Origin of the sequence: Luteimonas composti (assembly GCF_042678665.1) — a bacterium.
In the GTDB taxonomy this organism is placed as follows: Bacteria; Pseudomonadota; Gammaproteobacteria; order Xanthomonadales; family Xanthomonadaceae; genus Luteimonas; species Luteimonas composti.
This window is the reverse complement of the sequence record NZ_JBHTKU010000004.1, coordinates 260,639-283,922: the sequence shown is the minus strand read 5'-3', so window position 1 is coordinate 283,922 and position 23,284 is coordinate 260,639. Positions and strand designations below refer to the sequence as shown.

The following is a 23,284-nucleotide window of genomic DNA, read 5'->3' as shown; positions in this document are numbered from 1 at the left end:
CGCATGGAGCCGCGCCCGGACCGGCGTGCGGCCCTTCCCGCGTGATGACCGGAGCCGATGGGGAAGGCGGCGGACCGGACGTGGTTCTGCTGCCGGGATGGCTGGCCCCGGAGGCGGCGTCGGCCCTGTTCGAGACCCTGCGTGCGGGCCTGCCCTGGCAGGTGCACCGCGTACGGATGTTCGGCCGCGAGATCGACTCGCCGCGACTGAGCTGCTGGATCGGCGATCCCGGCGCGTCCTATCGCTACTCCGGCGTGCGCCATGCGCCGCATCCCTGGCCGCAGGCGCTTTCGGCGCTGCGCGGGCGGCTGGCCGCCGAGACCGGCGCGGACTTCAACAGCGTGCTGGCCAACCTGTACCGCGACGGACGCGACAGCATGGGCTGGCACAGCGATGACGAACCCGAGCTGGGTCCGCGCCCGCTGATCGCCTCGCTGAGCATCGGCGCCACGCGCAGGTTCGTGTTGCGACGACGCGACGATCCCGCGCGCAAGCTCGCGCTGGAGCTGCCGCACGGCAGCCTGCTGCTGATGCGCGGCGACACCCAGGCCGGCTGGCGGCATGCGCTGCCGCGGACCGCCAGGGCGGCCGGCGCGAGGATCAACCTCACCTTCCGCCGGGTGCGATCGCCTGCGCCGCCCTCGTGACCGCACGATGGCGGGCGGCGCGGCTCAGCGCGGCTCGCCGGGGTGCTGGCTGCGCTGGTGGGCGTCGCCCGTGGTCAGGATCCACAGCGCCAGTTCGCCGGTCAGCTGTTCCATGCCGCGCGAGAAAGCGTCGGCGACCAGGGCGATGTCGGTGCCCGCCGACGGGGTGACGCGCTCGAAGGTGCGCGAGGCCACGATCGACTGGTCGCGGCCATGGACCAGCTTGGCGTTGACCTCGATCACCGCGGCCGGCACGGCCTTGCCGGCGTAGTCGGCCTCGAAGCGGCGCACGTCCGTCAGCAGCTTGTAGTCGGGGAACACGCCGGCGCCCTGGCGCGCGACGGCCGGGATCCGGCCCGAATCCTCCAGCGCGCGCAGCAGCGCGTCCTGCAGCATGTCCGGCGGCGGCTTGGCCCAGCTGGCGCCGCGATAGACCTGCAGTTCGCCGGGCAGGGGGCGCACGGCGATCCGGGAGCTGTCGACGATGCGCGCGGCCTGCGGCGCGACCAGGGCCAGCTGCCACTCCACCGTCGGCGCGGAGGCGTCGAGCGTGACGCGCGGATCGGGTGCGTAGATCGTGGACGGTTCGCGATCGCCGCCGCCGAGCAGCGAGCAGCCGGCCAGGGCCAGCGGTAGCAGGACGGCGACGGCATGCCGGATCGTCAACGCGGGGCGGGCGGGGGCTGGACTCACGGTTCGAACTCCTTGGGGCCCTGGCGGCCGAGCAGGTACCGGGCGGGGTTGCCTTCGAGGCGGTCGCTGATCCGGCGCAGGTCGCGCACCAGCCCGCGCAGCTCGCCCAGGGTCGGGCCGAGCTGGCCGAGACCGTCGTTGGCGAAGCTGCTGATCGCGGCCCGGTTCTCGCTGAGGATGGCGTCTGCGCCGCCGGCGGCCGAGTCGAGCCGGGACAGCGTGGAATCGATCCGCGCCACCAGCGCCGGCAGCTTCTGCACCAGCTCGCGGTCGAAGGTGTCGAGCGTGCGGTTGGCAGAGGACATGGTGACGTTCAGCTGCTCGCTGGCCTTGCGCGCGTTGATCAGGATCTCGCGCATGTCCTCGCGCTGCTCGGCGATGGTGCCGGTCATGGTCTGGATGTTGTCGAGCGTGTCGGTGAATCGCTGGACGTTCTCCTCGCTGAGCATGTTGTCCAGGCGCTCGACCAGGCGGTTGGCGGTGTCGGCGATGTTCTGCAGCGCCGAGGCCTCGGTCTCGATCACCGGCGGACCCCCGTTGGGGCCAGCCGCCAGCGGCGGCGCTTCCGGGCTGCCGCCGGTGAGCTGGATGATCGGCGGGCCGGTGAGGCTGGTCATCGACAGGCGCGCGCGGGTATCGGCCTTGACCGGGGCGTCGGCCTGCAGCTTCAGCCTGGCGATCACCTGGCGCGGATCGTTGGGGGCCAGCATCAGGTCGTCCACCGTGCCGATGGCGATGCCGTTGTAGTGCACGCTGCTGCCCTCGGTCAGGCCGGTCACCGGCTCGCGGAACACCACGTGGTACTCGTTCCAGCTGCGGTCCGACGAGTACTTCGCGGCCCACAGCGCGAACAGCAGCAGGAACAGCGTCACCCCGATGGTAAACGCGCCGATCAGCACGTAGTTGGCCTTGGTTTCCATGTCAGGTGTCCTCAGCGATGGCCGCCGTCGCGTGCGCCGCACGCCCGCGCGGGCCATGGAAATAGTCGTGGATCCAGGGATGGTCGATGCGCTCGATCTCGTCCAGCGGCGCCGCCGCGACCACCTTGCGGTCGGCCAGCACCGCGACGCGGTCGCAGATCGCATACAGGGTGTCGAGATCGTGCGTGATCAGGAACACGGTCAGGCCCAGCGCCTGCTGCAGGGTGCGGATCAGCCGGTCGAACGCGGCCGCGCCGATCGGGTCCAGTCCCGCGGTGGGCTCGTCCAGGAACAGCAGCGGCGGGTCCAGGGCCAGCGCCCGCGCCAGCGCCGCGCGCTTGCGCATGCCGCCCGAGAGCTGCGAGGGCAGCTTGTCCAGCGCATCGGCGGGCAGGCCGGCCAGCCGCACCTTGAGCAGCGCCAGCTCGTAGCGCAGGGATTCGGGCAGGTCCGGGTGGTGCTCCTTGAGCGGCACCTGCACGTTTTCGCCGACGGTCAGCGAGGAAAACAGCGCGCCGTCCTGGAACAGCACGCCGGTGTTGCGCTCCAGGTGCAGGCGCTCGCCCGGATCGTCCGAACGAGGATCCACGCCCAGCACCGAGATCTCGCCGGCGTCGGGCTGGCGCAGGCCGATCAGCGAGCGCATCAGCACCGACTTGCCGCTGCCCGAGCCGCCGACCACGCCGATGATCTCGCCGCGGCGCACTTCCAGGTCCAGGCCCTCGTGCACGGTCTGCGCGCCGAAGCGGTTGACCATGCCGCGGACCTGGATCAGCGGCGCGTGCGCGCTGCTGGCGTGATCGGCGATCGGGGATTCCCGGCTGGACCGGGCCAGGGCATCACCTCCGGCATCCCGGCCTTGGCTTCCCTGCTGTTTCGAATGCCCAGTCACCGATCACCAATCCATGTACATGAACCAGATCGCGGCGAACGCATCGAACACGATCACCAGCGAGATCGTCTGCACCACCGCCGAAGTGGTGCGCTCGCCCACCGACTGCGCCGTGCCCTTGACCTGCATGCCCTCCAGGCAGCCGATCAGGCCGATCACCATCGCGAACAGCGGCGCCTTGGACATGCCGATCAGGAAATGGCGCAGCTCCATCTCCTGGTGCATGCGCGCCAGGTAGGCCTGCGGCGGGATGTCGAGGCTGAAGGCGCCCACCGACAGCCCGCCGAGCAGGCCCGAGACCATGGCGATGAAGGTCAGCAGCGGCAGCATCACCAGCAGGGCGATCAGGCGCGGGATCACCAGCAGTTCCACCGGGTCCAGGCCGAGGGTGCGGATCGCATCGACCTCCTCGCGGCTGACCATGGCGCCGATCTGGGCGGTGAAGGCGCTGGCGGTGCGGCCGGCGAGCAGGATCGCGGTCAGCAGCACGCCGAATTCGCGGAGGAAGGCGATCGAGACCAGTTCGACCACGAAGATCGTGGCGCCGAAGTCGGCCAGGATCTGCGCGCCGAGGAAGGCGATCACCGCGCCGACCAGGAACGAGAGCAGGGCCACCAGCGGCACCGCGTCCAGGCCCACCTGCTCCATGTGGTGCACCGTGGGGGTGAGGCGGAAGCGGCGCGGGTCGAGCACGGTGCGGCCGAGCTTGACCAGGGTCTCGCCAAGGAAGCTCACCAGCGCCACGACTTCGCGCGCGTTGTCGTGGACGGCGTAGCCCAGTCGCGCCAGCGCCGCGGCGAAGCCGTACTCGCGGCGCGGCTTGGGGCGCTCGTCGTGGATGTCCTCGATCGCCGAGACCAGGGCGCGATGGTCCTCGCGGAAGCGGAAGTCGTCGTAGTCCAGGTCGCGGCGCTTGGCGTAGCGCAGCAGCTGCAGCACGCCCAGCGAATCGAGCCGTTCGACCGCCGTTGCGTCGATGCGCGACACCGAATCGGGCGCCGAGCGCAGCGCCTGGCCGATCCCGGCGGCGTGGGCCAGCGTCCAGCATCCGGCCAGGCGCAGCACGGCCTGTTCGCCAGGCGCGAGGTCGGCGGTGGGCGGGGTCGCGGTGGAGGCAGTCATCGCCGGCGAGGATACAGGCAACGCCCTGCAAGGACAGGTCACGACCGCCGTGCGACCGGGGGGCGTGCCATGCGATCCTGTCGCTCATGGCCGAACCCCTGCCCGCCAACGCCGCCTACGCGATCCGCATCGCCTTCATCGTCGAACTGGCCGGCCACCTGCACCGCAACGGCACCACCGCGCAGCGCCTGGAGGGCGCGATCGTCTCGGTCGCGCGCCGGCTCGGGCTCGATTGCGAGCCCTGGAGCAATCCGACCGGCCTGATCCTCAGCTTCAACGATCCGCAGCGTCCGCCGGGCGAGAGCGACACCACCCGGGTCATCCGCCTGCCGCTGGGCGAAACCAACCTGTCGCGGCTGTGCGAGGCCGACCGCATCGCCGAAGAGGTCACCGCCGGCCGGCTCGGCATCGCGGAGGGCCATGCCGCGCTGCGCGCGCTGGGTCGGGAGGGGGACTGGCGCACGCACCTGCGCCAGACCTTCGGTTTCGGGCTGGCGGCCGCCAGCGTGGCCGGGCTGCTGCGGCTGCCGTGGCTGGACATCGCCACGGCCGGCGTGACCGGCACGCTCATCGGCCTGCTGCTGTGGGCCAGCCGCAACAGTCCCCAGATGCGCGAGGCCGACGACGCCATCGCGGGCATGCTGGCCGGTGCCCTCGCGGCGCTGGCGGCCACCTTCGTTGGCCCGCTCAACCTCAATACCGTGGTGATCGCGTCGATGATCGTGCTGATGCCCGGGATGGCCCTGACCAACGCCTTCAGCGAGCTCACCAGCCAGCACCTGATGTCGGGGACCGCGCGCCTGTTCGGGGCGATGTCGACCCTGCTCAAGCTCACGGTGGGCACGATGATCGCGCTGACCCTGGCGCAGATGGTCGGGCTGGAGCCGCAGGTGCGCGCATGGCGCCCCCAGCCGGACTGGGTGGAGTGGTGCGCGGTGGTGACCGCCGCCTGGGCCTTCGCGGCGCTGTTCCGCGCCGCGCGCCGCGATTACCTGCTGGTGATGGCGGCGGCCATCGCCGGCTACCAGATCTCCCGGCTGGGCGGGCAATGGCTGGGCAGTCCGGCCGGCGTGTTCCTGTCGGCGCTGGTGATCACCGTGGCCGGCAACGGCTACGCGCGCTGGATGAACCGGCCCGGCGCGCTGATCCGCGTGCCCGGCATCATCATGCTCGTGCCCGGCAGCACCAGCCTGCGCAGCCTGCTGGTGGCGGTGCAGCAGCAGGACATGTCGGCGGGGCAGGCCGCGGCGATCACCGTGCTCAACGTGCTGCTGGCGCTGGTGGCCGGCCTGCTGGTCGGCAACCTGCTGCTCCCGGCGCGCCGCGACCTCTGAGCGGCTGGCGCGAGAACGCCGGCGCAAGGCCGGCGTTCCGGTGTCGCCGGGAGCTGCAGTCCTACTTGATCAGGAAGTCCTCGGGCTTCTTGCCCTTCTTGACCAGGGCGGCCATCCAGCGCGGCTGCTTGCCGCGGCCGGTCCAGGTCTCCTCCGGGTTGCCCGGGTTGCGATACTTCGGCGGCACCTTGCCCAGCTTGCGTCCGGCCTGCGCCGGCGCCCGCTTGGCGGGGGCTTTCTTCGCGCCGCGGCGGGCGCCGCCCGTCGCCGCGCCGCCGAACAGCTCCTCGATCGAATAACCTTCGGCCGCCGCGAAATCGACGATCCGTTTGCGGATCGCCGCAATGGGCTTGCGCTTCTTCAAAACGGTCTTGCGTTGGCGGGCCGCGTTGATCAGCGCGTCGAGCTCCTTGGGCGAAAGTGCATTCAGATCGATTGCCATTCGAAACTCCAGTACGGAAGGAAAAAGGAAGTGGCCGCTCCGTGGCCCGGCGCCATGGTAATGGAGCGCGGCCAGCCGGCAAAATCGCGCTGCGCCGGTTCGCGCCGTTCGCGATTATCGCGGCGTGGTTTTTCCGGGGGATAATCGCCGCTTCTTGCCGCGCGATGGCCGCTGGGTCCGCCGCACCAGCTCGATAAACTGGGACCGGGCCAGGCCGTATCCCCGCGTCCGTCGACGCGATGCGCCGATCCCGCGATCGCGATCGGCGAAACGACGCGCCGCCCGCGCGGGCGGCGCGTCCTGCCTCGCACAGGGTTCGGTTTACCGCGCGAGCAGGCGCGACAGCAGCGCTTCGCGGTCCAGGCTTTCGGATTCCGCGGCGCTGCGCGCACGGTACTCGAACGTGCCCGCCGCAAGCCCGCGTTCGGAAACCACCACGCGGTGCGGGATGCCGATCAGCTCGATGTCGGCGAACATCGGGCCGGGGCGCAGGCCGCGATCGTCGAGCGCGGTGTCGAGTCCGGCCTCGAGCAGTTCGCGGTACAGCGCCTCGGCCGCGGCCGCGACTTCGGCATTGCCCTTGGGATTGATCACGCACACCACCGCCTGCCAGGGCGCCATCGGCGCCGGCCAGACGATGCCGGACGCATCGTGATTCTGTTCGATGGCGGCGGCGACGATGCGCGACACGCCGATGCCGTAGCAGCCCATCGCCGGATGCACGGCCTTGCCGGCCTCGTCGAGCACGGTGCACTGCATGGCTTCGGAATATCGCCGCCCGAGCGCGAACACGTGGCCGACCTCGATGCCGCGCGCCAGCGCCAGGGTGCCCTGGCCGTCGGGCGAGGGGTCGCCGGCGACCACGTTGCGGATGTCGGCCACTTCGTCGGGTTCGGGCAGGTCGCGACCCCAGTTCACACCGGCCAGGTGGAAGCCGCTCTCGTTGGCGCCGACGACGAAGTCGGCCATCGCGGCCACGGCGCGGTCGGCGACGATGCGGATCGGCCGCTTCGCGCCGATCGGGCCGAGGAAGCCGGGCTCGGCGCCCAGGTGCTCGCGGATCTCCGCTTCGGTGGCCAGGCGGTAGTCGGCCAGGCCCGCCAGTTTGGCCAGCTTGATCTCGTTGACCACGTGGTCGCCGCGCACCAGCGCCAGCACGAAGCCGTCCTCTCCCCACAGCGCGACCGACTTGACCGTGCGCTGCAGCGCGATGCCCAGCAGCGCGGCCACGTCCTCGCAGGTCTTCTGGACCGGCGTGTCCACCTTGCGCAGCTGCTCGGTCGCACCGGCGCGCGCGCCCGGCGCGACGGCTTCGGCCAGCTCGACGTTGGCCGCGTAGCCGGAGGTCTCCGAGAACGCCAGCGCGTCCTCGCCCGAGTCGGCCAGCACGTGGAACTCGTGCGACGCGCTGCCGCCGATCGCGCCGGTGTCGGCGGCCACCGCGCGGAACTTCAGGCCCAGGCGGGTGAAGATGCGCGTGTAGGTGTCGTACATGTTGCGGTATTCGCGCTGCAGGTCCTCGTCGCCGACGTGGAACGAGTAGGCGTCCTTCATGATGAATTCGCGCGCGCGCATCACGCCGAAGCGCGGCCGGATCTCGTCGCGGAACTTGGACGTCACCTGGTACAGGTTCACCGGCAGCTGCCTGTAGCTGGCGAACTCCTGGCGGAAGAAGTCGGTCACCGCCTCCTCGGCGGTCGGCGTGAAGCAGTAGTCCTGCTCCTTGCGGTCGCGGATCTTGAGCAGCTGCGGGCCGAACTTCTGCCAGCGGCCGGTCTCCTCCCACAGTTCCTTCGGCTGCACCGAGGGCATCGCCATCTCGATCGCGCCGGCCCGGTTCATCTCCTCGCGCACCACCGCCTCGACCTTGCGCAGCACGCGCAGCCCCAGCGGCGACCAGGTGTAGAGACCGGCGGCCAGGCGGCGCACCATGCCGGCGCGGAGCATCAGCTGGTGGCTGACGATCTCGGCGTCGGCGGGGGTTTCCTTTTCGGTACGGAGGTGGAACTGCGACAGGCGCATCGTCGGGCTCGGAACGGCGGGACGCGCATTCTGCCACGCGTGCCGCGCCGGTTCCGGGCGGATGCCCTCAGCGCGCGGCCTCGATCGCCGGATCCGGATCGATGATGTTGCGCCGTTCCAGCGCCCCCACGTCCACGACGGTGTAGTCGCGATCGCGGGGCGGGATGTCGGTGACCTGGACCACGCCGGCCTCGTCGCGCCAGCGGTAGAGGGTCGGGCCGGAGGCCTTTGCGGACTCGGCATGCGCCGCGGCGGCGGGCGCGGCCTGGGCGGGAGCAGTGGACCGGGCGGCGCCGGGATCGCGCGCCAGCCACCAGGCCAGCGCGGCGGCCCCCACGATGCCTGCGACGATCGCCCAGGCCGTGCGCACGGCTCAGTGCGCGGCTTGCGCGCCGGCGCTGCAGTAGGTCTTGACCGCCGCGTTGGCCAGCTCCAGCTGGCTGCCGCGCTCGGCGTCGTTGAGCGCGCGGCCCGGCTGCCCGTCCTCGCCGGCCTCGTGCACCGGGCGGCCGCTGCTGAGCGCGGCGACATTGGCGCGTGCGGTGGCGCAGTTCGCGTTCTCCGCCGGCACTGTCGCGGACTGGGCCGCGACCGGCTGCGCGCTGCCGGCGCGGTCGCCGCTGAGCACGCGCTGCTGGTAGCTGCCCTTGGGCGGCGGCGTCTGCGAGTAATGGGTGACGCCATTGGCATCCTTCCACTGGTAGACCTCGCCGCCCTGGACGGCGGAAGCGGCCAGCAGGCCGGCGGCGGCGAGCGCCAGGATCGGAAGGCGGGGCATCGGCATTGCTCCTGGGGGCGGGTTTCCCGGCGGGATTGCAGCATCGCCCGGGGCACTGCGCAAGCGCGCGACGACGGAAACGTGAACCGGTCGGCTGGCGACGGGCCGCGCGGGCAAGGGCGCGCCGGCCTCGGGTGGTGGCGTCTGGCGCTACACTGCCGCGATGGATCAACCGACCCCAGCCCCGGCGCGCGGCCGCGGCATCTACCTGCTGCCCAACCTGTTCACCACCGGCGGCCTGTTCGGCGGCTTCTTCGCCATCATCGCCGCCTCGCAGGGCCGTTTCGGCGCGGCCTGCATCGCCATTTTCGTGGCCGCGATCCTCGACGGCATCGATGGCCGGGTCGCCCGCCTGACCAATACCCAGAGCGAGTTCGGGGTGCAGTACGACTCGCTGGCCGACCTGATCAGCTTCGGCATGGCCCCGGCGCTGGTGATGTACCACTGGGCGCTGGTGTCGATGAAACTGGACGGCGTGACCCTGGGCAAGATCGGCTGGCTGGCCGCCTTCCTGTACGCGGCCTGCGCCGCGCTGCGGCTGGCCCGCTTCAACAGCCAGGTGGGAACGGTGGACAAGCGCTGGTTCATCGGCCTGGCCAGTCCGGCCGCCGCCGGCCTGATGGCGAGCTTCGTCTGGACCTGCCACGAGTTGGGCTTCGTCGGCGAGCAGTTGCGCTACCTGGCGCTGGGCGTGACCGTGGTGGCTGGCCTGCTGATGGTCAGCCGGCTGCGCTACAACAGCTTCAAGGGCAGCGGCACCGGTCCGCGCGCCGAACGCGTGCCGTTCGTGGCCCTGCCGATCGCGGTCGGCGCGCTGATCGCGCTGTGGGTCGATCCGCCCAAGACCCTGCTCATCGCGGCGACCCTGTACGCCCTGTCCGGTCCGGTGCTGTGGTTCTGGCGCCGCCAGGAAGGCGCGCGCGCGGAGCGGGCGTGAGCTGGGATCCGTTCCAGCGCGAAGCCCTGGAGGCGATGGGGCTGCGCCTGTACACGGTGCAGGGTGGGCACGCCGATGCGCCGGCGTCCGTGCCGGAGGCGGCCCCCGGGCGGACGGCTCCGGTGAGCGCGGCAGACGCGGCCGGCGGCGCGCTGCTGCACGCGCTGCTGCGCGCCTGCGGTCGGCGCGCGGACGATGCCGAGGCGCTGGCCCTGTGCGTGCCGGCGGCGGCGGGGCTGCGCGATGCGTCCGCGCGCCGCGCGCTGTGGCCGCGGCTGCGCGCGCTGCGAGCCCGCAGCGTGCGATGAGCGCGCTCTCGGCCGACGCCGCGCAGTCCCGCGCCACGCTGCGGCCGATGCGCGAGGACGACCTGGACCGGGTGATGCGGATCGAGGTGCGCGCCTATCCGTTTCCCTGGACCGCGGGCATCTTCCGCGACTGCCTGCGCGCGGCCTATCCGGCCTGGGTGCTGGTCGAGGACGAACGCATCCTCGGTTACGGCGTGCTGAGCGTGGCGGCGGGGGAGGCGCACGTACTCAACGTCTGCATCGCGCCGGAAGACCAGGGTCGCGGCCATGGACGCCGGCTGCTGCGCGCGCTGGTGCGCGCGGCGCGCGGACAGGCGGCGCAGCGCGTGTTCCTGGAAGTGCGGCCGTCCAATCCCAATGCCATCGCGCTGTACCACGACGAGGGCTTCAACGAGATCGGCCGCCGGCCGCGCTACTACCCGGCCCACGAGGGGCGCGAGGACGCGATCGTGATGGCCAAGGAACTGCTGCCCGACACGCTCGACCGGATGCCGCCGCTCTAGGCGGCGGAGCCGGTCGCTGCGGCGGTCGCGGTCGCCCGCGGCGCCGGGTTCAGCCCAGGCGCGCGCGCTGCAGGCTCAGGGCCTCGAACTGCGCGCTCCAGTCGGCCAGGCGCTGGCGCTCCTGGTCCACCACCGCGGCCGGCACCTTGTCGCTGAACTTCTCCAGCTTGGCCGCGCTCTTGTCCTTTTCGGCGGCGACGCGGGCGATCTCCTTGTCCAAGCGCGCGCGTTCGGCGTCGAGGTCGACCAGGCCTTCGAGCGGAACGAACAGCTTCAGATCGCCGACCAGGCCCGCTGCCGAGGGCGGCGGATCGCCGGCGACGGCCTCGACGCGCTCGAGCCGGTTGAGGAACTTCAGCTGCGCGTCGAAACGCTGCAGCCGCGCCCGGTCGTCGTCGCTCCCGGCCTGGACCAGCAGCGGTACCTGGCGGCCGGGCGAGACGCCCAGCTCGCTGCGGATGCGGCGCAGCGCGGTGACCATCTGCTTGAGCCATTCGATGTCGGCCTCGGCGCGGTCGAAACCCTCGCCGGTGAAATCGCCGGCCTGGGGGTAGGACTGCAGCGAGATGGTGTCGCCGGCGATGCCCAGGCGTGGCGCGACCTGGCGCCAGAGCTCCTCGGTCACGAACGGCACCAGCGGATGCAGCAGGCGCAGGAGCGCCTCGAGCACGGTGAGCAGGGTGCGGCGGGTGCTGCCGGCCGCTGCCGCGTCGCCGCCCTGCAGCGCGGGCTTGGCCAGTTCGACGAACCAGTCGCAGTACTCGTTCCAGGCGAACTCGTACAGCGCCTGCGCCAGCAGGTCGAAGCGGTAGCTGGCGAAGTGCGCCTGCGCCTCGGCGGCCGTCTTCTCGAGGCGCGCGAGGATCCACTTCTCCGCGTCGGTGGCCGGTGCGTGCGCGCCCGAGGCCACGTAGCCCTCGGTGTTCATCAGCACGAAGCGGGTGGCGTTCCACAGCTTGTTGCAGAAGTTCTTGTAGCCCTCGGCGCGGCCGAGGTCGAACTTGATGTCGCGGCCGGGGCCGGCCAGCGCCGCCATGGTGAAGCGCAGCGGGTCGGCGCCGTGCGCGGCGATGCCCTCCGGGAATTCCTTGCGCGTGGCCTTCTCGATCTTCGGCGCGTCCTTGGGCTTCATCAGGCCGGTGGTGCGCTTGGCGACCAGCGCGTCGATGCCGATGCCGTCGATGATGTCGAGCGGGTCGAGGATGTTGCCCTTGGACTTGGACATCTTCTGGCCGTCCTTGTCGCGGACCAGGCCGGTGATGTAGACGTCGTCGAAGGCGACCTTGCCGGTGAGCGCGTCGGTCATCATGACCATGCGCGCGACCCAGAAGAAGATGATGTCGAAGCCGGTGACCAGCACGCTGGTCGGCACGAAGTCGTCGAAGCCGCGCTCGGCCATCGCCTTCGCGTCCGGCCAGCCCATGGTGCTGAAGGGCCACAGCGCCGAGGAGAACCAGGTCTCGAGCACGTCGCTGTCCTGGCGCAGCGGCACGTCGTTGCCGATGCCGCCGCGGGCGCGCGCATCGGCCTCGTCGCGGCCGACGTAGATGTTGCCGGCCTCGTCGAACCAGGCGGGAATGCGGTGGCCCCACCACAGCTGGCGGCTGATGGTCCAGTCCTGGATGTTCTCCATCCAGTGGCGGTAGGTGTTGATCCAGTTCGGCGGCACGAACTTCACCTGGCCCGACTCGACCAGCTCCATGCCGCGGCGGCCCATCTGGTCCATGGCCACGAACCACTGGTCCGTCAGGTAGGGCTCGATCACCTGGCCGCTGCGGTCGCCGCGCGGCACCTGCAGCTTGTGCGGCTTCGCCTCGACCAGCAGGCCCTGCGCCTCGAGGTCGGCGAGCACCGCCTTGCGCGCCGCGTAGCGGTCCAGGCCGCGGTACGGCTTCGGCGCCGCGTCGGCGATCGCCGCGGTGTCGGTGAGGATGTTGATCATCGGCAGGCCGTGGCGCTGGCCCACCGCATAGTCGTTGAAATCGTGCGCCGGGGTCACCTTGACCACACCGGTGCCGAAGGCGCGGTCGACGTAATCGTCGACGATCAGCGGGATGCGGCGGCCGCTCAGCGGAAGCTCGACGCTGGCGTCGTGGAGGGCCGCGTAGCGCGCATCCTCCGGATGCACCATCACCGCGGTATCGCCGAGCATGGTTTCCGGGCGGGTCGTGGCGACCACCAGGTAGTCGCGTGTCTCGCGCAGCACCTCGTTGCCGTCGGCGTCCACCTCGACGTGCTCGTAGCGGCGGCCGTCGGCCAGCGGGTAGCGGATCGACCAGAGGAATCCGTCCTCTTCCTCGCTCACCACTTCGAGATCGGACACCGCCGTCTGCAGCACCGGATCCCAGTTCACCAGGCGCTTGCCGCGGTAGATCAGGCCCTTCTCGTGCAGGCGCACGAAGGCCTCGACCACCGCCTGCGACGGACCCTCGTCCATCGTGAACACCTTGCGCGACCAGTCGCCCGACGCACCCAGGCGCCGCATCTGGCGCTCGATGGTGTCGCCCGACTGCTGCTTCCACTCCCAGACCTTCTCGATGAAGCCCTCGCGCCCCAGCGAATCGCGGGTTTCGCCGGTGCCGGCGATGGCGAGGTTGCGGCTGACCACCATCTCGGTGGCGATGCCGGCGTGGTCGGTGCCCATCTGCCACAGCGTGCGATAGCCGCGCATGCGGTGGTAGCGGATCAGCGCGTCCTGCAGGGTGTGCTGGAACGCATGGCCCATGTGCAGGGTGCCGGTGACGTTCGGCGGCGGCAGCAGGATGGTGTAGGCCGGACCGTCGCCGCGCGGCGCGAACGCGCCGCCGGCCTCCCATTCCGCGTACAGGCGGGATTCGAAGCTGCCGGGATCGTAGGAGGGGGCGAGGGTCATGGGCCGGTGATTGGTGGTTCGTGATTGGTGATTCGCAAGAGCAGGTCCGTGGCGGGATGGCGAGCCGCTTTTTTCGAATCACCAATCACCAATCACGAATCACTGCTTTCCTACATGTCGTACTTGTTGAGCTCGAGCCCCTGCGCCTTGTAGTGCTTCCAGCGCTCGCGCAGCGGGCCGCGCGCGGATTCGTCGGCGGGCACCACTTCCAGCACGCGCTCGAAGCCCCCCGCGACCGGCGCGTCGCGCAGGTTGATCACCAGCGGGCGCATCGGCATGTCGGTGTGCGGCTCGACGATCAGGACCGGGACGACCTCGTCCTCTTCGTCGCGGCCGGCGATCTGGTGCGGGATGTAGGCGTCCCCGCCCATGTCCCAGAGCAGGTCGTCGAGTTCCTCGGCCTGTGCGGTGTCGCGCGCCAGCACCAGCAGCGGCATGTCGGCCTCGTAGGCCTTGCGCACCAGCTCGCAGGCCAGGCGCAGCGGCTGCTCGCGGAAGCGCGGCTTGGCGATCAGGTAGAAGTCGGCGCGGGCCATGGCAGGAAGCGGATGGGGGCCGGGACCGGAGCGCGGTCGCGCAGGACTGTCGCTCCGGGCCTGGCCTGCCTCAGCGCGCGGCGGCCTCCGCGACGCGCTCGAGCAGCCACTGGCTCAGCAGGCCGACGGGCCGGCCGGTGGCCATGCCCATCTTGCCGTCGCCGCTGGCGCTGCCGGCGATGTCCAGGTGCGCCCAGCGCTGGCCCTCGGTGAAGCGCGAGAGGAAGCAGCCGGCGGTGATCGCGCCGCCCCAGCGGCCGCCGATGTTGTAGACGTCGGCGAAGTTGGACTCCAGCAGGGTCTGGTACTCGTCCCACAGCGGCAGGCGCCAGGCGCGGTCGAAGACCTGCTCGCCGGCGGACAGCAGCTCGGCCGACAGGTCGTCGTGCTTGCTCATCAGGCCCGAGGCGTAGCGGCCCAGCGCCACCATGCACGCGCCGGTGAGCGTGGCCACGTCGACCAGCGCCTGCGGCTTGAAGCGCTCGGCGTAGGTCAGCGCGTCGCACAGGATCAGGCGGCCCTCGGCGTCGGTGTTGCCGACCTCGATGGTCTTGCCCGCCATGCTGGTGATCACGTCGGAGGGGCGGTAGCTGTTGCCGTCGATCGCGTTCTCGACCGCCGGCACGACCACCACCAGGTTGATCGGCAGCTGCATGCCCACCGCGGCGACGAAGGTGCCCATCACGCCGGCCGCGCCGCACATGTCGAACTTCATTTCCTCGATGCCGCCCTGCGTCTTGAGGTTGACGCCGCCGGTGTCGAAGGTGATGCCCTTGCCGACCAGCACGTAGGGGCGCGCGTCGCCGCCGTTGTTCCACTTCAGCACCACCAGTCGCGGGCGGTTGGCCGAGCCGCGCGCGACGGCGAGCAGGGCGCCCATGCCCAGCTGCTCCATCTGCGCTTCGTCCAGGATCTCGGCCTCGGCCTTGTCGAAGCGCGCGGCGAAGGCCTGCGCCTGTTCGGCGACATAGGCGGGGTTGCAGATGTTTGGCGGCAGGTTGCCCAGCTCGCGCGCGAACTTCACGCCCGCCGCGATGGCCTTGCCCTGCGCCAGCGCGGTCTCGTCGTCGCCCTGCACCGCGAACGCGGCCAGGCCGGTCTCGCCGCGCTTCTTGTTCTTCGCACCGAGGGTGGTGGTGTAGCGGTAGGCGGCGTGGTCGGCGGCGATCACCGCCTGGCGCACGTTCCAGGCCGTATCGCGGTCCCGCACCTTCAGTTCGGACAAGGTGAACAGCGCGTTCTTCACAGGACCTGTACGCAGCGCGCGCACCGCGTCCGCCACCGCCTTGAGGTACTGCGCGACCCCGAACTTCTCCCGCTCGCCCAGGCCCAGCACCAGCACCCGCGGGGCGGCGACCCCGGGCAGGTCGTGCACCAGCAGGCTGCGGCCGGTGGCGCCGGACACATCACCGCGCGCGACCAGGGCGGCAAGCCGGCCCTCGCCGTCGAGCGCCTGCGCGGCCGGGCTCAGCGAGCCGTCGGAGAAGGCGCCTACCACGACGCAGTCGGTGCCGGTCGTGCCCGGAGCCGAGTGGTTCAGGGTGAATTCGAGGGTCATCAATCAGATTCCGAAGGGTATTTACGTACAATCGGCGGCCGCGCGGCGCCAAGGCGCCCGATCCGGCGTCGATGTCAGGTCCGCAGCCTTGGCCGGACGCAATGCCCTAGTCTAATCGAACCCCCCGCCCGATGCCGAAGCTCGACAGCTACCTGTTCCGCGAATTCGCGCAGACCACGTTCGCGGCGCTGGTGGTGCTGATGGTGGTGAGCCTGGGCGGCGTGTTCGCCGACGTGCTCAAGGACATCGTGGGCGGCAAGGTGCCGGCCGGGATCATGCTGACCCAACTGGGCCTGCAGTTGCTCAACTACCTGCCGTTGATCCTGCCGCTGGGCCTGATGCTGGGCCTGCTGATGGGCGTGGGCCGGCTGTACCGCGACAGCGAGGCGCCGGTGCTGGCCTCGGTCGGGGTCGGGCCGCGCCGGCTGCTGCGGCCGCTGCTGATGCTGGTGGTGCCGTTCGTGCTGGTGGTCGGCGCCTGCTCGCTGTGGCTCGGACCCTGGGCGCGCGCCTATTCCCAGCGGATGATCGAGGCCGGCCAGCGCACCCTGCTGGTCTCCGGCCTGGAGGCCGGCCGCTTCGTCGAGCTGCCCGGTGGCAACGGCGTGGTCTACGCCAATTCGATGTCGAGCGACGGTACCTACCTCGGGCGGGTCTTCATCTACAGCCAGGACGAGGGGCGCATGGACATCACCTCGGCCCGCACCGGCACCCTGGCGCTGGACGGCAACACCCGCTACCTCAAGCTCGACGAGGGTTTCCGGGTCGAAGGGCCGATGGACGGAGGCAAGGACTTCCGCCTGATGCGCTACGCCTCCAACGAGGTGCGCCTGCCCGATGCCGACAGCTCCGACCCGGGCAGCGATCCCGAGCTGATGTCGACCCCGGCCCTGCTGGCCGACGGCGGGCGGGAAGCCCAGGCCCAGCTGCATTTCCGGCTGGCGCCGCCGCTGCTGGCGCTGGCCTTCGCCCTGCTGGCGGTCCCGCTGGCGCGCAGTCCGCCGCGCCAGGCGCGGTGGGGCCGGATCATGCTGGGGCTGCTGGCCTACGTGTTCGGGGTGAACCTGATGCTGCTGGGCACGAACGCCCTGGCCTCGGGCAAACTGCCGGTCGCGCTCGGCCTGTGGTGGCTGGTGCTGCCGCTGCTGGCGCTGGCGCTGTGGATGTACTTCGGCGACGGCCGGGTGAAGCGCACGCGGCTGTCGCGCCTTGGCGGGGGCAGCCGATGAGGCCGTTCCCGCGGCTCCATGACCTGCTGGTCGCGCGGGTGGTCATCGGCACCGTGCTGCTGACCTGGGCCGTGCTGACCGGGCTGGACCTGGTGCTGGCGATGGTGGACGAGCTGCGCTCGGTCGGCCAGGGCGGCTACGACTTCCTCAAGGCGCTGAACTACGTGGCCCATACGGCGCCGCGTCGCGCGTACATGATGTTCCCCACCGCCGCGGTCATCGGCTCGCTGATGGGCCTGGGCCAGCTGGCGGCGAGCTCGGAGTTGACCGCGCTGCGTGCGCTGGGCATCTCGCGCCGGCGGCTGAGCCTGTCGGTGGCGCTGCCGCTGCTGCTGCTGACCGGCCTGATGATGGTCAATGCCGAGACGGTCGCTCCCTGGGCGCAGCGCAGCGCCGACATGATGAAGTCGGCGGCGCGCTCCAACGACATGATCGTGGCGCAGTACTCCGGTCTCTGGGCGCGCGAGGGCGACATCTTCCTCAACGCGCAGTCGGGCCGCGAGCGCAGCGAAGGCGGCGAACACTGGCTGGAGCTCGACGACGTGCGCCTGTTCGAGTTCAACGAGGACGGCCGCCTGGCCTCGGTGGCGCGCGCGCGCATCGCCGAGCATCGCGCCGACAGCGGATGGCTGCTGCGCGACGTGACGCGCACCTGGTTCGAGGAACGCGCGGTCAGCCAGACCGAATCGGCCGAGGAACACTGGGAGTCCAACCTCGACTCGGCGACGCTGGCCGCGAACGCGAGCAACATCTGGCGACCGCGCTACATGACCGCCAGCGAGCTGCGCCAGGGCATCGAGTACCGCAAGCGCAACCAGCTCGACGCCAGCGAGTTCGAAGAGCACTACTGGGGCCACTGGTTCTACCCGCTCAACGTGCTGGCGCTGTGCCTGGCGGCGATCCCGTTCGCCTTCGGCAGCCTGCGCAGCGGCGGCCTGGGGCGGCGCCTGTTCGTCGGCGTCGTGTTCGCGCTGGGCTTCTGGCTGCTGCAGACCCAGGTGGTGAAGCTGGCCGCCGTGTACGGCTTCGACTACCGCCTGGCCTACCTGATCCCGCCGCTGGCGATGCTGTCGGTTTCCTGGTTCCTGTTCCGACGGCGAAGTGGGTGAGGAGGGCCTGCTCGCGCGGCACTGCCGCGCAGGCCCTCCGAACGCCTCGCGCGCTGCGCGAGGCCGGATGAGCAAGCGGCGTTTGCGCGGCACTGCCGCGCAGGTCCTCCGAACGCCTCGCGCGCTGCGCGAGGCCGGATGAGCAAGCGGCGTTTGCGCGGCACTGCCGCGCAGGCCCTCCGAACGCCTCGCGCGCTGCGCGAGGCCGGATGAGCAAGCGGCGTCCAAGGTCCCGTGTCCGCACGGGCCAGCGTTCGGCAGCCCTGCGACCTGATCCGCCCCCCTCCCAGCCTCCCCCCGCTTTGCGGAGGGAGGGGCAGGACGTTGCGACCGGAGTGAAAAACTCGGGAAGGCGAAAAGTCGGGAAGGGGGAAAGTCGGGAAGGGGGAACTGGAGCGACGCCCGCGGGTCTGCTCCCTCCCCTGCGCAGCGGGGGAGGGCTGGGGTGGGGGCAAACGTCGCGGGGATGCGCCCGGAAGCCGCAATCCCGTCCGTCCCAGCCCTCAGCTCCCCTTCGGTAGCCGCACCACCCGCGTCCCCGCCGCCCGGTCGTGCCAGGTCAGCCGGTCGCGGTCGATCCAGGCCCACCAGAACCCCAGGCCGGCGGCCAGCAGCGACAGCGTCGCCACGGCATAGCGCCGCCACACCGCAGCGCGCGTCGGCGCGGGGCCGTCCAGCGGCACTACCCGCAGCCGCCAGGGCCGCGCTCCGAGCGTCTGCCCGCCGCGCCGCCAGCTGGCGGTCGCGTACAGGCCGGTCACTGCCCAGCACGCCAGCCACAGCAGCCACTGCAGCAGGCTGAAGGGGCCGATGTTGTGGCGCACGTCGCCGCTCATCGCGACATCCACCAGCACGAACGGCACCGCCACGACGAACCACAACGCGACCGCGACGAACAGGTCGTAGACCAGCCCCAGCAGGCGGCGCCCGATCCAGGGCGAGGGCGGGGCGATGGCGGCGTCGGCAGGCGTGTCGTGCATCGGTACAGGATAGCGTCCCGACGCCTCGGCTAAGCTGCGCCGATGCCCAGCACCACCCCTGCCGAACGTCGCCGGCGCAGCCGCGAATTGCCCGTGCTGCGCCCAGCCGACGGCGAAGCCATCGACGGCTTCCTCGACGCGCTCTGGGCCGAGAGCGGCGTTGCACGCCAGACCCTGGACAGCTACCGACGCGACCTGGAAGGCCTGGCGCGCTGGCTGGACGGACGCGGCGGCGGACTGGCCGCGATCGATCGCGCCGGGCTGTTCGACTATCTGGCCGTGCGCACCGCCGACGGCTATGCCGCGCGCAGCAACGCGCGACTGCTCACCGCGCTGCGCGCCTTCTTCGCGCATCTGCGCAGGCGCGGCGAGCGTGAGGACGACCCCGTCGCGCTGATCGACCCGCCGCGCCTGCCGCGCTCGCTGCCCAAGGCGGTGGGGGAGGGCGAGATCGAAGCCCTGCTCGCGGCGCCGGATGTCGCCACGCCCGACGGCCTGCGCGACCGCGCCATGCTGGAGCTGATGTACGCCTGTGGCCTGCGCGTGAGCGAACTGGTGGGCCTGCCGGCCACCGCGATCAACCTGCGCCAGGGCGTGCTGCGGGTGACCGGCAAAGGTGGCCGCGAGCGGCTGGTGCCGCTGGGAGAGGAGGCCCAGCACTGGCTCGAGCGCTACCTGGCCGAGGCGCGCCCGGCCCTGGCCGGCAAACGCGTGCTCCCGGCGCTGTTCCTCACCGCCTCGGGCGAGCCGCCCAGCCGCCAGCACTTCTGGTCGACGGTGAAACGCTGCGCGGCGATCGCGGGCATGGACCCGTCGAAGATCAGCCCGCACAGCCTGCGCCACAGCTTCGCCACCCACCTGCTCAACCACGGCGCCGACCTGCGCGCGCTGCAGATGCTGCTGGGCCACAGCTCGCTGTCGACCACCCAGATCTACACCCTGGTCGCGCGCGAGAAACTCAAGCAGCTGCACGCGCGCCACCACCCGCGCGGCTGAGGCGGCTCGCGGGCCCGCGCCCTTGCCTCGGGCCGCACGGGCGCAATGCCGGAGGCCGGCCATCCGGATTCCAGCCTTTCCGCCCTGCTGCCGAACTGCGCGCTGGGCGCGCTGCGCAGCGGTTCGCGCGCGTCGTGCAGGCGCAAGTCCTCCGCGGCCGTCAGCGCCTCCAGCGCCATCGCTGCGCTCCCCGATGTGCGGATGTCGCGGCCATCAGCGCCAGCCTGGACGACCGCGAAGCGGCCAGGATCGGCGGCAAAGCTGGCGGCCACCGCCACGGCCACCGCCAGGTGCCAGGTGCCAGGTGCCAGGTGCCAGGTGCCAGGTGCCAGGTGCCAGGTGCCAGGTGCCAGGTGCCAGGTGCCAGGTGCCAGGTGCCAGGTGCCAGACGTAGCCGGCCACGATCTGCCGCGGTTCCTGCTGGGGCGACCCGTCCATGCCCGCCCCCGTAAGGTCGGCCGTGGCCGACACCGCATGTCCGGGTGGGCCAACCGGGGCCCGCGTATCGCCTCATGCTGCAGCGCGGCGGGATCGTCCCCGGGTGCGAATGTTAGCGTTAACATTTCCGCCCCGGGGATCGACCTGATGATGCATCCGAGCCCGACGCGCCCGCTGGCGCGTCGCCTCACGGCCGCCTGCCTGGCGGCCGCTTTCGCCTGGCCGCTGGCGGCCGCCGCTGAGGCTCCGGTGCTGAACGAGCTGGAGTATTTCCACAAGCGCGGCCTGGACGTGCTGGCCTTCAGCAACTACTACGACGGGCTGTTCAGCGACGCCAAGCACGCCGGCGTGGAACTGATCCACCACGGCGTGCGCACCGCGACCAACGGCGACGTGCGCCTGAGCCCCACGCCGGAGCAGTGGGATCCAGTAGCGCTGATGGTCGACCGCAAGGTCGATGCCCGCACCAGCACGGTCACCACCCGGCTGGGCTACGCCGCGCACGGCTTCGAGTACGACATCCGGGTGGCGCCTGCGGGCGAGGGCGTGCGCGTGCAGGTGGTGTTCGACCGCCCGCTGCCCGAGGCGCTGGCAGGAAAGGCAGGTTTCAACCTCGAGTTCCTGCCCTCGGCCTACTGGGGCAAGGCCTGGGTGAGCGAGACCGGCAGCGGCCAGCTGCCGCTGTATCCCGCCGGCCCCACCGCCCGCGGCGAGGACGGCAGGCCGGTGCGCCTGCCGATGGCCAGCGGCCGCAGCCTGACCCTGGCGCCGGAGGATCCCGGGCGCCGCGTCACCCTGCGTGCCCGCGAGGGCGAGATCGGCCTGTTCGACGGCCGCAACCAGGCCCAGAACGGCTGGTACGTGGCGCGCGGCCTGCTGCCCGCCGGCCGCACCGGCGTGGTGCTGGACTGGACCATCGAAGGCAGCACCATTCCCGGCTGGACCCGGCCCACCGTGATCGGCCATTCGCAGGTGGGCTACCACCCGGCGCAGCGCAAGGTCGCGGTGCTGGAGACCGACCGCAACGCCGAAGCGCCCGGGCGCGCGCGGCTGCTGCGCATCGGCGCGGACGGACGCGAACAAGAAGTGCTGGCGGCCGATGCCGCGGAGTGGGGGCAGTACCTGCGCTACCGGTACTACACCTTCGACTTCTCCAGCGTGCGTGAGCCGGGGCTCTATGCCATCGAGGCCGCCGGCCAGCGCAGCAACGCCTTCCGCATCGCGGCCGATGCCTACGCCACCGCCTGGCACCCGACCCTGGACGTGTTCTTCCCGGTGCAGATGGACCACATGTTCGTCAACGAGGCCTACCGCGTCTGGCACGGCCGCCCGCACATGGACGACGCGCGCCAGGTGCCGCCGGGCAAGGAGCATTTCGACCTGTTCGGCCAGGGGCCTGACCTGGATTCGCCGTTCCAGCCGGGCGAGCACATCCCCGGCCTGAACTACGGCGGCTGGTTCGATGCCGGCGATTTCGACATCCGCACCCAGACCCACTACGCGACGGTGATGTCGCTGGTGGACGTGTGGGAGGAGTTCCGGCCGCTGCGCGACGAGACCAGCATCGACCAGGAGAAGCAGCACGTCGAACTGCACGTGCCGGACGGCAAGCCCGACCTGCTGCAGCAGATCGAGCACGGCACCCTGGCGCTGATCGCGCAGCACCGCGTGTTCGGCCACGCCATTCCGGGCATCGTCGAGCCCGACCTCGGCCAGTACACGCACCTGGGCGATGCCGCCAGCAAGACCGACGGCAAGGTCGACGATCCCGACGACCCGGACTCGCCCAACGACGACCGCCTGGCCTTCACCACCAACACCACCGCCCTCAACTACGGCTCGGCCGCCGCGCTGGCCGCCGCCAGCCGCGCCCTGCGCGGCTACAACGACGCGCTGGCCGAGGAATGCCTGGCGACCGCGCAGAAGGTGTGGGAGTTCGAGCACGGGCGCGAGCCCAACCTGTTCCGCGTCGGCAACACCACCGGCGGCGATCCGGAGGATGAGGAACTGCGCGCGGCCGTCCAGCTGCTGGCCAGCACGGGCGAGGCGAAGTACGCCGCGCGCATCGCCGAACTGTGGCCCGTGATCGACCAGCGCTTCGGCTTCAACGGCCCGGCGCTGGTCCCGGTGCTGGACCGCATGGACGAGGGCTTCCGCGCGCGCATGCGCGAACGCGCCGCGAGGTTCCGCGACGAGCGCGCCGGGATGGCGTCCGAGAACCCCTACGGCGTGCTCATCACCCGCGGCGGCTGGGCCGGCAACGGCGCGGTGATCGGCCTGGCCAACGGCAACTACCGCCTGCACAAGGCCTTCCCGGACCTGTTCGACATCGAGCCGACCCTGCAGGGCCTGAACTACCTCTACGGCACCCACCCGGATTCCAACATTTCCTTCGTCTCGGCCGTGGGCGCGAAGTCCAAGCAGGTCGCCTATGGCATGAACCGTGCCGATTTCAGCTTCATCGCCGGCGGCATCGTGCCGGGCGTGCTGGTGCTCAAGCCCGACTTCCCGGAGAACAAGGAGGACTGGCCGTTCTTCTGGGGCCAGAACGAGTACGTGGTCAACCTCGGCGCCAGCTACATCTACCTGGTGCACGCGGCCCAGGACCTGCTGTCGGGTCGCTAGCGAGACGGCGCGGCGGGCCGGACCACCGGCCGCCGCGCGGGATCAGCCGGGCATGGAGTTCGCCAGCGCGAACACCAGCGCCAGGACCAGCGCGGCGCGCAACAGGACGATGCCGGCCTGTTCGCCGAGCTTGCGGAAGGGAATCTCGCTGCGGTTCATGGGTGCGGTCGCCGGTCGGTCCGTCAGTCCTGTTGACGGCAGGCACAACGCAAGCAGGAGTCGTGCCTGCGGGAACTGCGACCGGCGCCGCGCTTTGCGGCGCAGGAATTGACGCCCATGGGCAGGGTCGGCCGCGCCGGCGGCACGGGGCCGCCGCCGACCTGGCCATGCGGCGCGGCCGGTC

Annotated in this window: 21 protein-coding genes; 9 read left to right on the top strand and 12 right to left on the bottom strand. The window is 71.3% G+C overall.

The window, feature by feature from the left end; all coding sequences use genetic code 11:
- Positions 1 to 44 precede the first annotated feature (44 nt).
- On the top strand, positions 45 to 647 hold the full coding sequence (locus tag ACFQ2D_RS13355; protein ID WP_280942626.1) for an alpha-ketoglutarate-dependent dioxygenase AlkB family protein: 603 nt from the start codon (positions 45 to 47) through the stop codon (positions 645 to 647).
- Positions 648 to 671: 24 nt separating this feature from the next.
- Here the strand turns inward: ACFQ2D_RS13355 and ACFQ2D_RS13350 are convergent, their stop codons facing one another.
- The 4 genes from ACFQ2D_RS13350 to ACFQ2D_RS13335 form a co-directional block, all read right to left on the bottom strand.
- Positions 672 to 1,340, bottom strand: a complete 669-nt coding sequence (locus ACFQ2D_RS13350; protein WP_386795677.1) for an ABC-type transport auxiliary lipoprotein family protein — start codon at positions 1,338 to 1,340, stop codon at positions 672 to 674.
- Entirely contained in the window at positions 1,337 to 2,260 is a 924-nt protein-coding gene (locus ACFQ2D_RS13345; RefSeq protein WP_280942627.1) for an MlaD family protein, read from the bottom strand. The genes ACFQ2D_RS13350 and ACFQ2D_RS13345 overlap by 4 nt, the downstream gene beginning before the upstream one ends.
- Position 2,261: 1 nt before the next feature.
- A complete protein-coding gene (locus ACFQ2D_RS13340) occupies positions 2,262 to 3,068 on the bottom strand; it encodes an ABC transporter ATP-binding protein (RefSeq protein ID WP_280942676.1) in 807 nt (268 codons plus the stop codon).
- Between the two features lie 87 nt (positions 3,069 to 3,155).
- Entirely contained in the window at positions 3,156 to 4,274 is a 1,119-nt protein-coding gene (locus ACFQ2D_RS13335; RefSeq protein WP_280942628.1) for an MlaE family ABC transporter permease, read from the bottom strand.
- An 86-nt stretch (positions 4,275 to 4,360) separates the two neighbouring features.
- Here ACFQ2D_RS13335 and ACFQ2D_RS13330 point away from each other — a divergent pair, with 86 nt between their 5' ends.
- Positions 4,361 to 5,608, top strand: coding sequence for a threonine/serine exporter family protein (locus tag ACFQ2D_RS13330; RefSeq protein ID WP_280942629.1), 1,248 nt, complete (start codon positions 4,361 to 4,363; stop codon positions 5,606 to 5,608).
- 61 nt (positions 5,609 to 5,669) lie between these two features.
- On the opposite strand, the gene ACFQ2D_RS13325 is transcribed toward ACFQ2D_RS13330, so the two are convergent.
- The 4 genes from ACFQ2D_RS13325 to ACFQ2D_RS13310 form a co-directional block, all read right to left on the bottom strand.
- Positions 5,670 to 6,050 carry an H-NS histone family protein gene (locus tag ACFQ2D_RS13325; protein ID WP_342457131.1) on the bottom strand — a complete coding sequence of 127 codons (381 nt, stop codon included), beginning with the start codon at positions 6,048 to 6,050 and terminating at the stop codon, positions 5,670 to 5,672.
- Positions 6,051 to 6,371: 321 nt separating this feature from the next.
- Positions 6,372 to 8,072: a proline--tRNA ligase gene (locus ACFQ2D_RS13320; RefSeq protein ID WP_280942630.1), complete on the bottom strand. Its 1,701-nt coding sequence runs from the start codon at positions 8,070 to 8,072 to the stop codon at positions 6,372 to 6,374.
- A gap of 67 nt (positions 8,073 to 8,139) precedes the next feature.
- On the bottom strand, positions 8,140 to 8,442 hold the full coding sequence (locus tag ACFQ2D_RS13315) for a DUF4124 domain-containing protein (RefSeq protein WP_280942631.1): 303 nt from the start codon (positions 8,440 to 8,442) through the stop codon (positions 8,140 to 8,142).
- A gap of 3 nt (positions 8,443 to 8,445) precedes the next feature.
- Positions 8,446 to 8,850 (bottom strand): DUF4124 domain-containing protein, encoded by a 405-nt coding sequence (locus ACFQ2D_RS13310; RefSeq protein ID WP_280942632.1) that lies wholly within the window; start codon positions 8,848 to 8,850, stop codon positions 8,446 to 8,448.
- A 163-nt stretch (positions 8,851 to 9,013) separates the two neighbouring features.
- On the opposite strand from ACFQ2D_RS13310, the gene pssA reads away from it, so the two are divergent.
- From pssA to rimI, 3 genes are read left to right on the top strand one after another with little or no spacing between them, the layout of a single operon-like run.
- Positions 9,014 to 9,787: a CDP-diacylglycerol--serine O-phosphatidyltransferase gene (gene pssA / locus ACFQ2D_RS13305; RefSeq protein ID WP_280942633.1), complete on the top strand. Its 774-nt coding sequence runs from the start codon at positions 9,014 to 9,016 to the stop codon at positions 9,785 to 9,787.
- Positions 9,784 to 10,095, top strand: a complete 312-nt coding sequence (locus tag ACFQ2D_RS13300; protein WP_280942634.1) for a hypothetical protein — start codon at positions 9,784 to 9,786, stop codon at positions 10,093 to 10,095. The genes pssA and ACFQ2D_RS13300 overlap by 4 nt, the downstream gene beginning before the upstream one ends.
- Positions 10,092 to 10,598 carry a ribosomal protein S18-alanine N-acetyltransferase gene (gene rimI, locus ACFQ2D_RS13295; protein WP_280942635.1) on the top strand — a complete coding sequence of 169 codons (507 nt, stop codon included), beginning with the start codon at positions 10,092 to 10,094 and terminating at the stop codon, positions 10,596 to 10,598. The genes ACFQ2D_RS13300 and rimI overlap by 4 nt, the downstream gene beginning before the upstream one ends.
- 49 nt (positions 10,599 to 10,647) lie before the next feature.
- Here rimI and ACFQ2D_RS13290 read toward each other — a convergent pair whose 3' ends face one another.
- The 3 genes from ACFQ2D_RS13290 to ACFQ2D_RS13280 all read right to left on the bottom strand — a co-directional run bounded on the left by ACFQ2D_RS13290 (position 10,648) and on the right by ACFQ2D_RS13280 (position 15,564).
- The gene (locus ACFQ2D_RS13290; RefSeq protein ID WP_280942636.1) at positions 10,648 to 13,470 is read right to left on the bottom strand and encodes a valine--tRNA ligase; all 2,823 of its coding nucleotides are present in this window, start codon (positions 13,468 to 13,470) and stop codon (positions 10,648 to 10,650) included.
- 110 nt (positions 13,471 to 13,580) lie between these two features.
- Positions 13,581 to 14,006: a DNA polymerase III subunit chi gene (locus ACFQ2D_RS13285; RefSeq protein ID WP_280942637.1), complete on the bottom strand. Its 426-nt coding sequence runs from the start codon at positions 14,004 to 14,006 to the stop codon at positions 13,581 to 13,583.
- Between the two features lie 70 nt (positions 14,007 to 14,076).
- Positions 14,077 to 15,564 (bottom strand): leucyl aminopeptidase, encoded by a 1,488-nt coding sequence (locus ACFQ2D_RS13280; protein ID WP_280942638.1) that lies wholly within the window; start codon positions 15,562 to 15,564, stop codon positions 14,077 to 14,079.
- 131 nt (positions 15,565 to 15,695) lie between these two features.
- On the opposite strand from ACFQ2D_RS13280, the gene lptF reads away from it, so the two are divergent.
- Both lptF and lptG read left to right on the top strand, forming a co-directional pair.
- Positions 15,696 to 16,793, top strand: a complete 1,098-nt coding sequence (gene lptF / locus ACFQ2D_RS13275) for an LPS export ABC transporter permease LptF (protein ID WP_280942639.1) — start codon at positions 15,696 to 15,698, stop codon at positions 16,791 to 16,793.
- Positions 16,790 to 17,902 carry an LPS export ABC transporter permease LptG gene (gene lptG / locus ACFQ2D_RS13270; protein ID WP_280942640.1) on the top strand — a complete coding sequence of 371 codons (1,113 nt, stop codon included), beginning with the start codon at positions 16,790 to 16,792 and terminating at the stop codon, positions 17,900 to 17,902. The genes lptF and lptG overlap by 4 nt, the downstream gene beginning before the upstream one ends.
- 503 nt (positions 17,903 to 18,405) lie before the next feature.
- On the opposite strand, the gene ACFQ2D_RS13265 is transcribed toward lptG, so the two are convergent.
- A complete protein-coding gene (locus ACFQ2D_RS13265; RefSeq protein ID WP_280942641.1) occupies positions 18,406 to 18,882 on the bottom strand; it encodes an RDD family protein in 477 nt (158 codons plus the stop codon).
- 42 nt (positions 18,883 to 18,924) lie between these two features.
- On the opposite strand from ACFQ2D_RS13265, the gene xerD reads away from it, so the two are divergent.
- Both xerD and ACFQ2D_RS13255 read left to right on the top strand, forming a co-directional pair.
- Positions 18,925 to 19,878 (top strand): site-specific tyrosine recombinase XerD, encoded by a 954-nt coding sequence (gene xerD, locus ACFQ2D_RS13260; protein WP_280942642.1) that lies wholly within the window; start codon positions 18,925 to 18,927, stop codon positions 19,876 to 19,878.
- A 585-nt stretch (positions 19,879 to 20,463) separates the two neighbouring features.
- On the top strand, positions 20,464 to 22,941 hold the full coding sequence (locus tag ACFQ2D_RS13255; RefSeq protein ID WP_280942643.1) for a glycoside hydrolase family 9 protein: 2,478 nt from the start codon (positions 20,464 to 20,466) through the stop codon (positions 22,939 to 22,941).
- Positions 22,942 to 23,284: the final 343 nt, after the last annotated feature.

Coding starts and splice junctions, on each gene's coding strand:
- ACFQ2D_RS13335 (WP_280942628.1), bottom strand. CDS start 4,274: ATGACTGCCTCCACCGCGACCCCGCCCACCGCCGACCTCGCGCCTGGC.
- ACFQ2D_RS13320 (WP_280942630.1), bottom strand. CDS start 8,072: ATGCGCCTGTCGCAGTTCCACCTCCGTACCGAAAAGGAAACCCCCGCC.
- ACFQ2D_RS13310 (WP_280942632.1), bottom strand. CDS start 8,850: ATGCCCCGCCTTCCGATCCTGGCGCTCGCCGCCGCCGGCCTGCTGGCC.
- ACFQ2D_RS13265 (WP_280942641.1), bottom strand. CDS start 18,882: ATGCACGACACGCCTGCCGACGCCGCCATCGCCCCGCCCTCGCCCTGG.
- ACFQ2D_RS13330 (WP_280942629.1), top strand. CDS start 4,361: ATGGCCGAACCCCTGCCCGCCAACGCCGCCTACGCGATCCGCATCGCC.
- xerD (WP_280942642.1), top strand. CDS start 18,925: ATGCCCAGCACCACCCCTGCCGAACGTCGCCGGCGCAGCCGCGAATTG.
- pssA (WP_280942633.1), top strand. CDS start 9,014: ATGGATCAACCGACCCCAGCCCCGGCGCGCGGCCGCGGCATCTACCTG.
- ACFQ2D_RS13325 (WP_342457131.1), bottom strand. CDS start 6,050: ATGGCAATCGATCTGAATGCACTTTCGCCCAAGGAGCTCGACGCGCTG.
- ACFQ2D_RS13355 (WP_280942626.1), top strand. CDS start 45: ATGACCGGAGCCGATGGGGAAGGCGGCGGACCGGACGTGGTTCTGCTG.
- ACFQ2D_RS13255 (WP_280942643.1), top strand. CDS start 20,464: ATGATGCATCCGAGCCCGACGCGCCCGCTGGCGCGTCGCCTCACGGCC.
- ACFQ2D_RS13290 (WP_280942636.1), bottom strand. CDS start 13,470: ATGACCCTCGCCCCCTCCTACGATCCCGGCAGCTTCGAATCCCGCCTG.
- rimI (WP_280942635.1), top strand. CDS start 10,092: ATGAGCGCGCTCTCGGCCGACGCCGCGCAGTCCCGCGCCACGCTGCGG.
- ACFQ2D_RS13280 (WP_280942638.1), bottom strand. CDS start 15,564: ATGACCCTCGAATTCACCCTGAACCACTCGGCTCCGGGCACGACCGGC.
- lptG (WP_280942640.1), top strand. CDS start 16,790: ATGAGGCCGTTCCCGCGGCTCCATGACCTGCTGGTCGCGCGGGTGGTC.
- ACFQ2D_RS13285 (WP_280942637.1), bottom strand. CDS start 14,006: ATGGCCCGCGCCGACTTCTACCTGATCGCCAAGCCGCGCTTCCGCGAG.
- lptF (WP_280942639.1), top strand. CDS start 15,696: ATGCCGAAGCTCGACAGCTACCTGTTCCGCGAATTCGCGCAGACCACG.
- ACFQ2D_RS13345 (WP_280942627.1), bottom strand. CDS start 2,260: ATGGAAACCAAGGCCAACTACGTGCTGATCGGCGCGTTTACCATCGGG.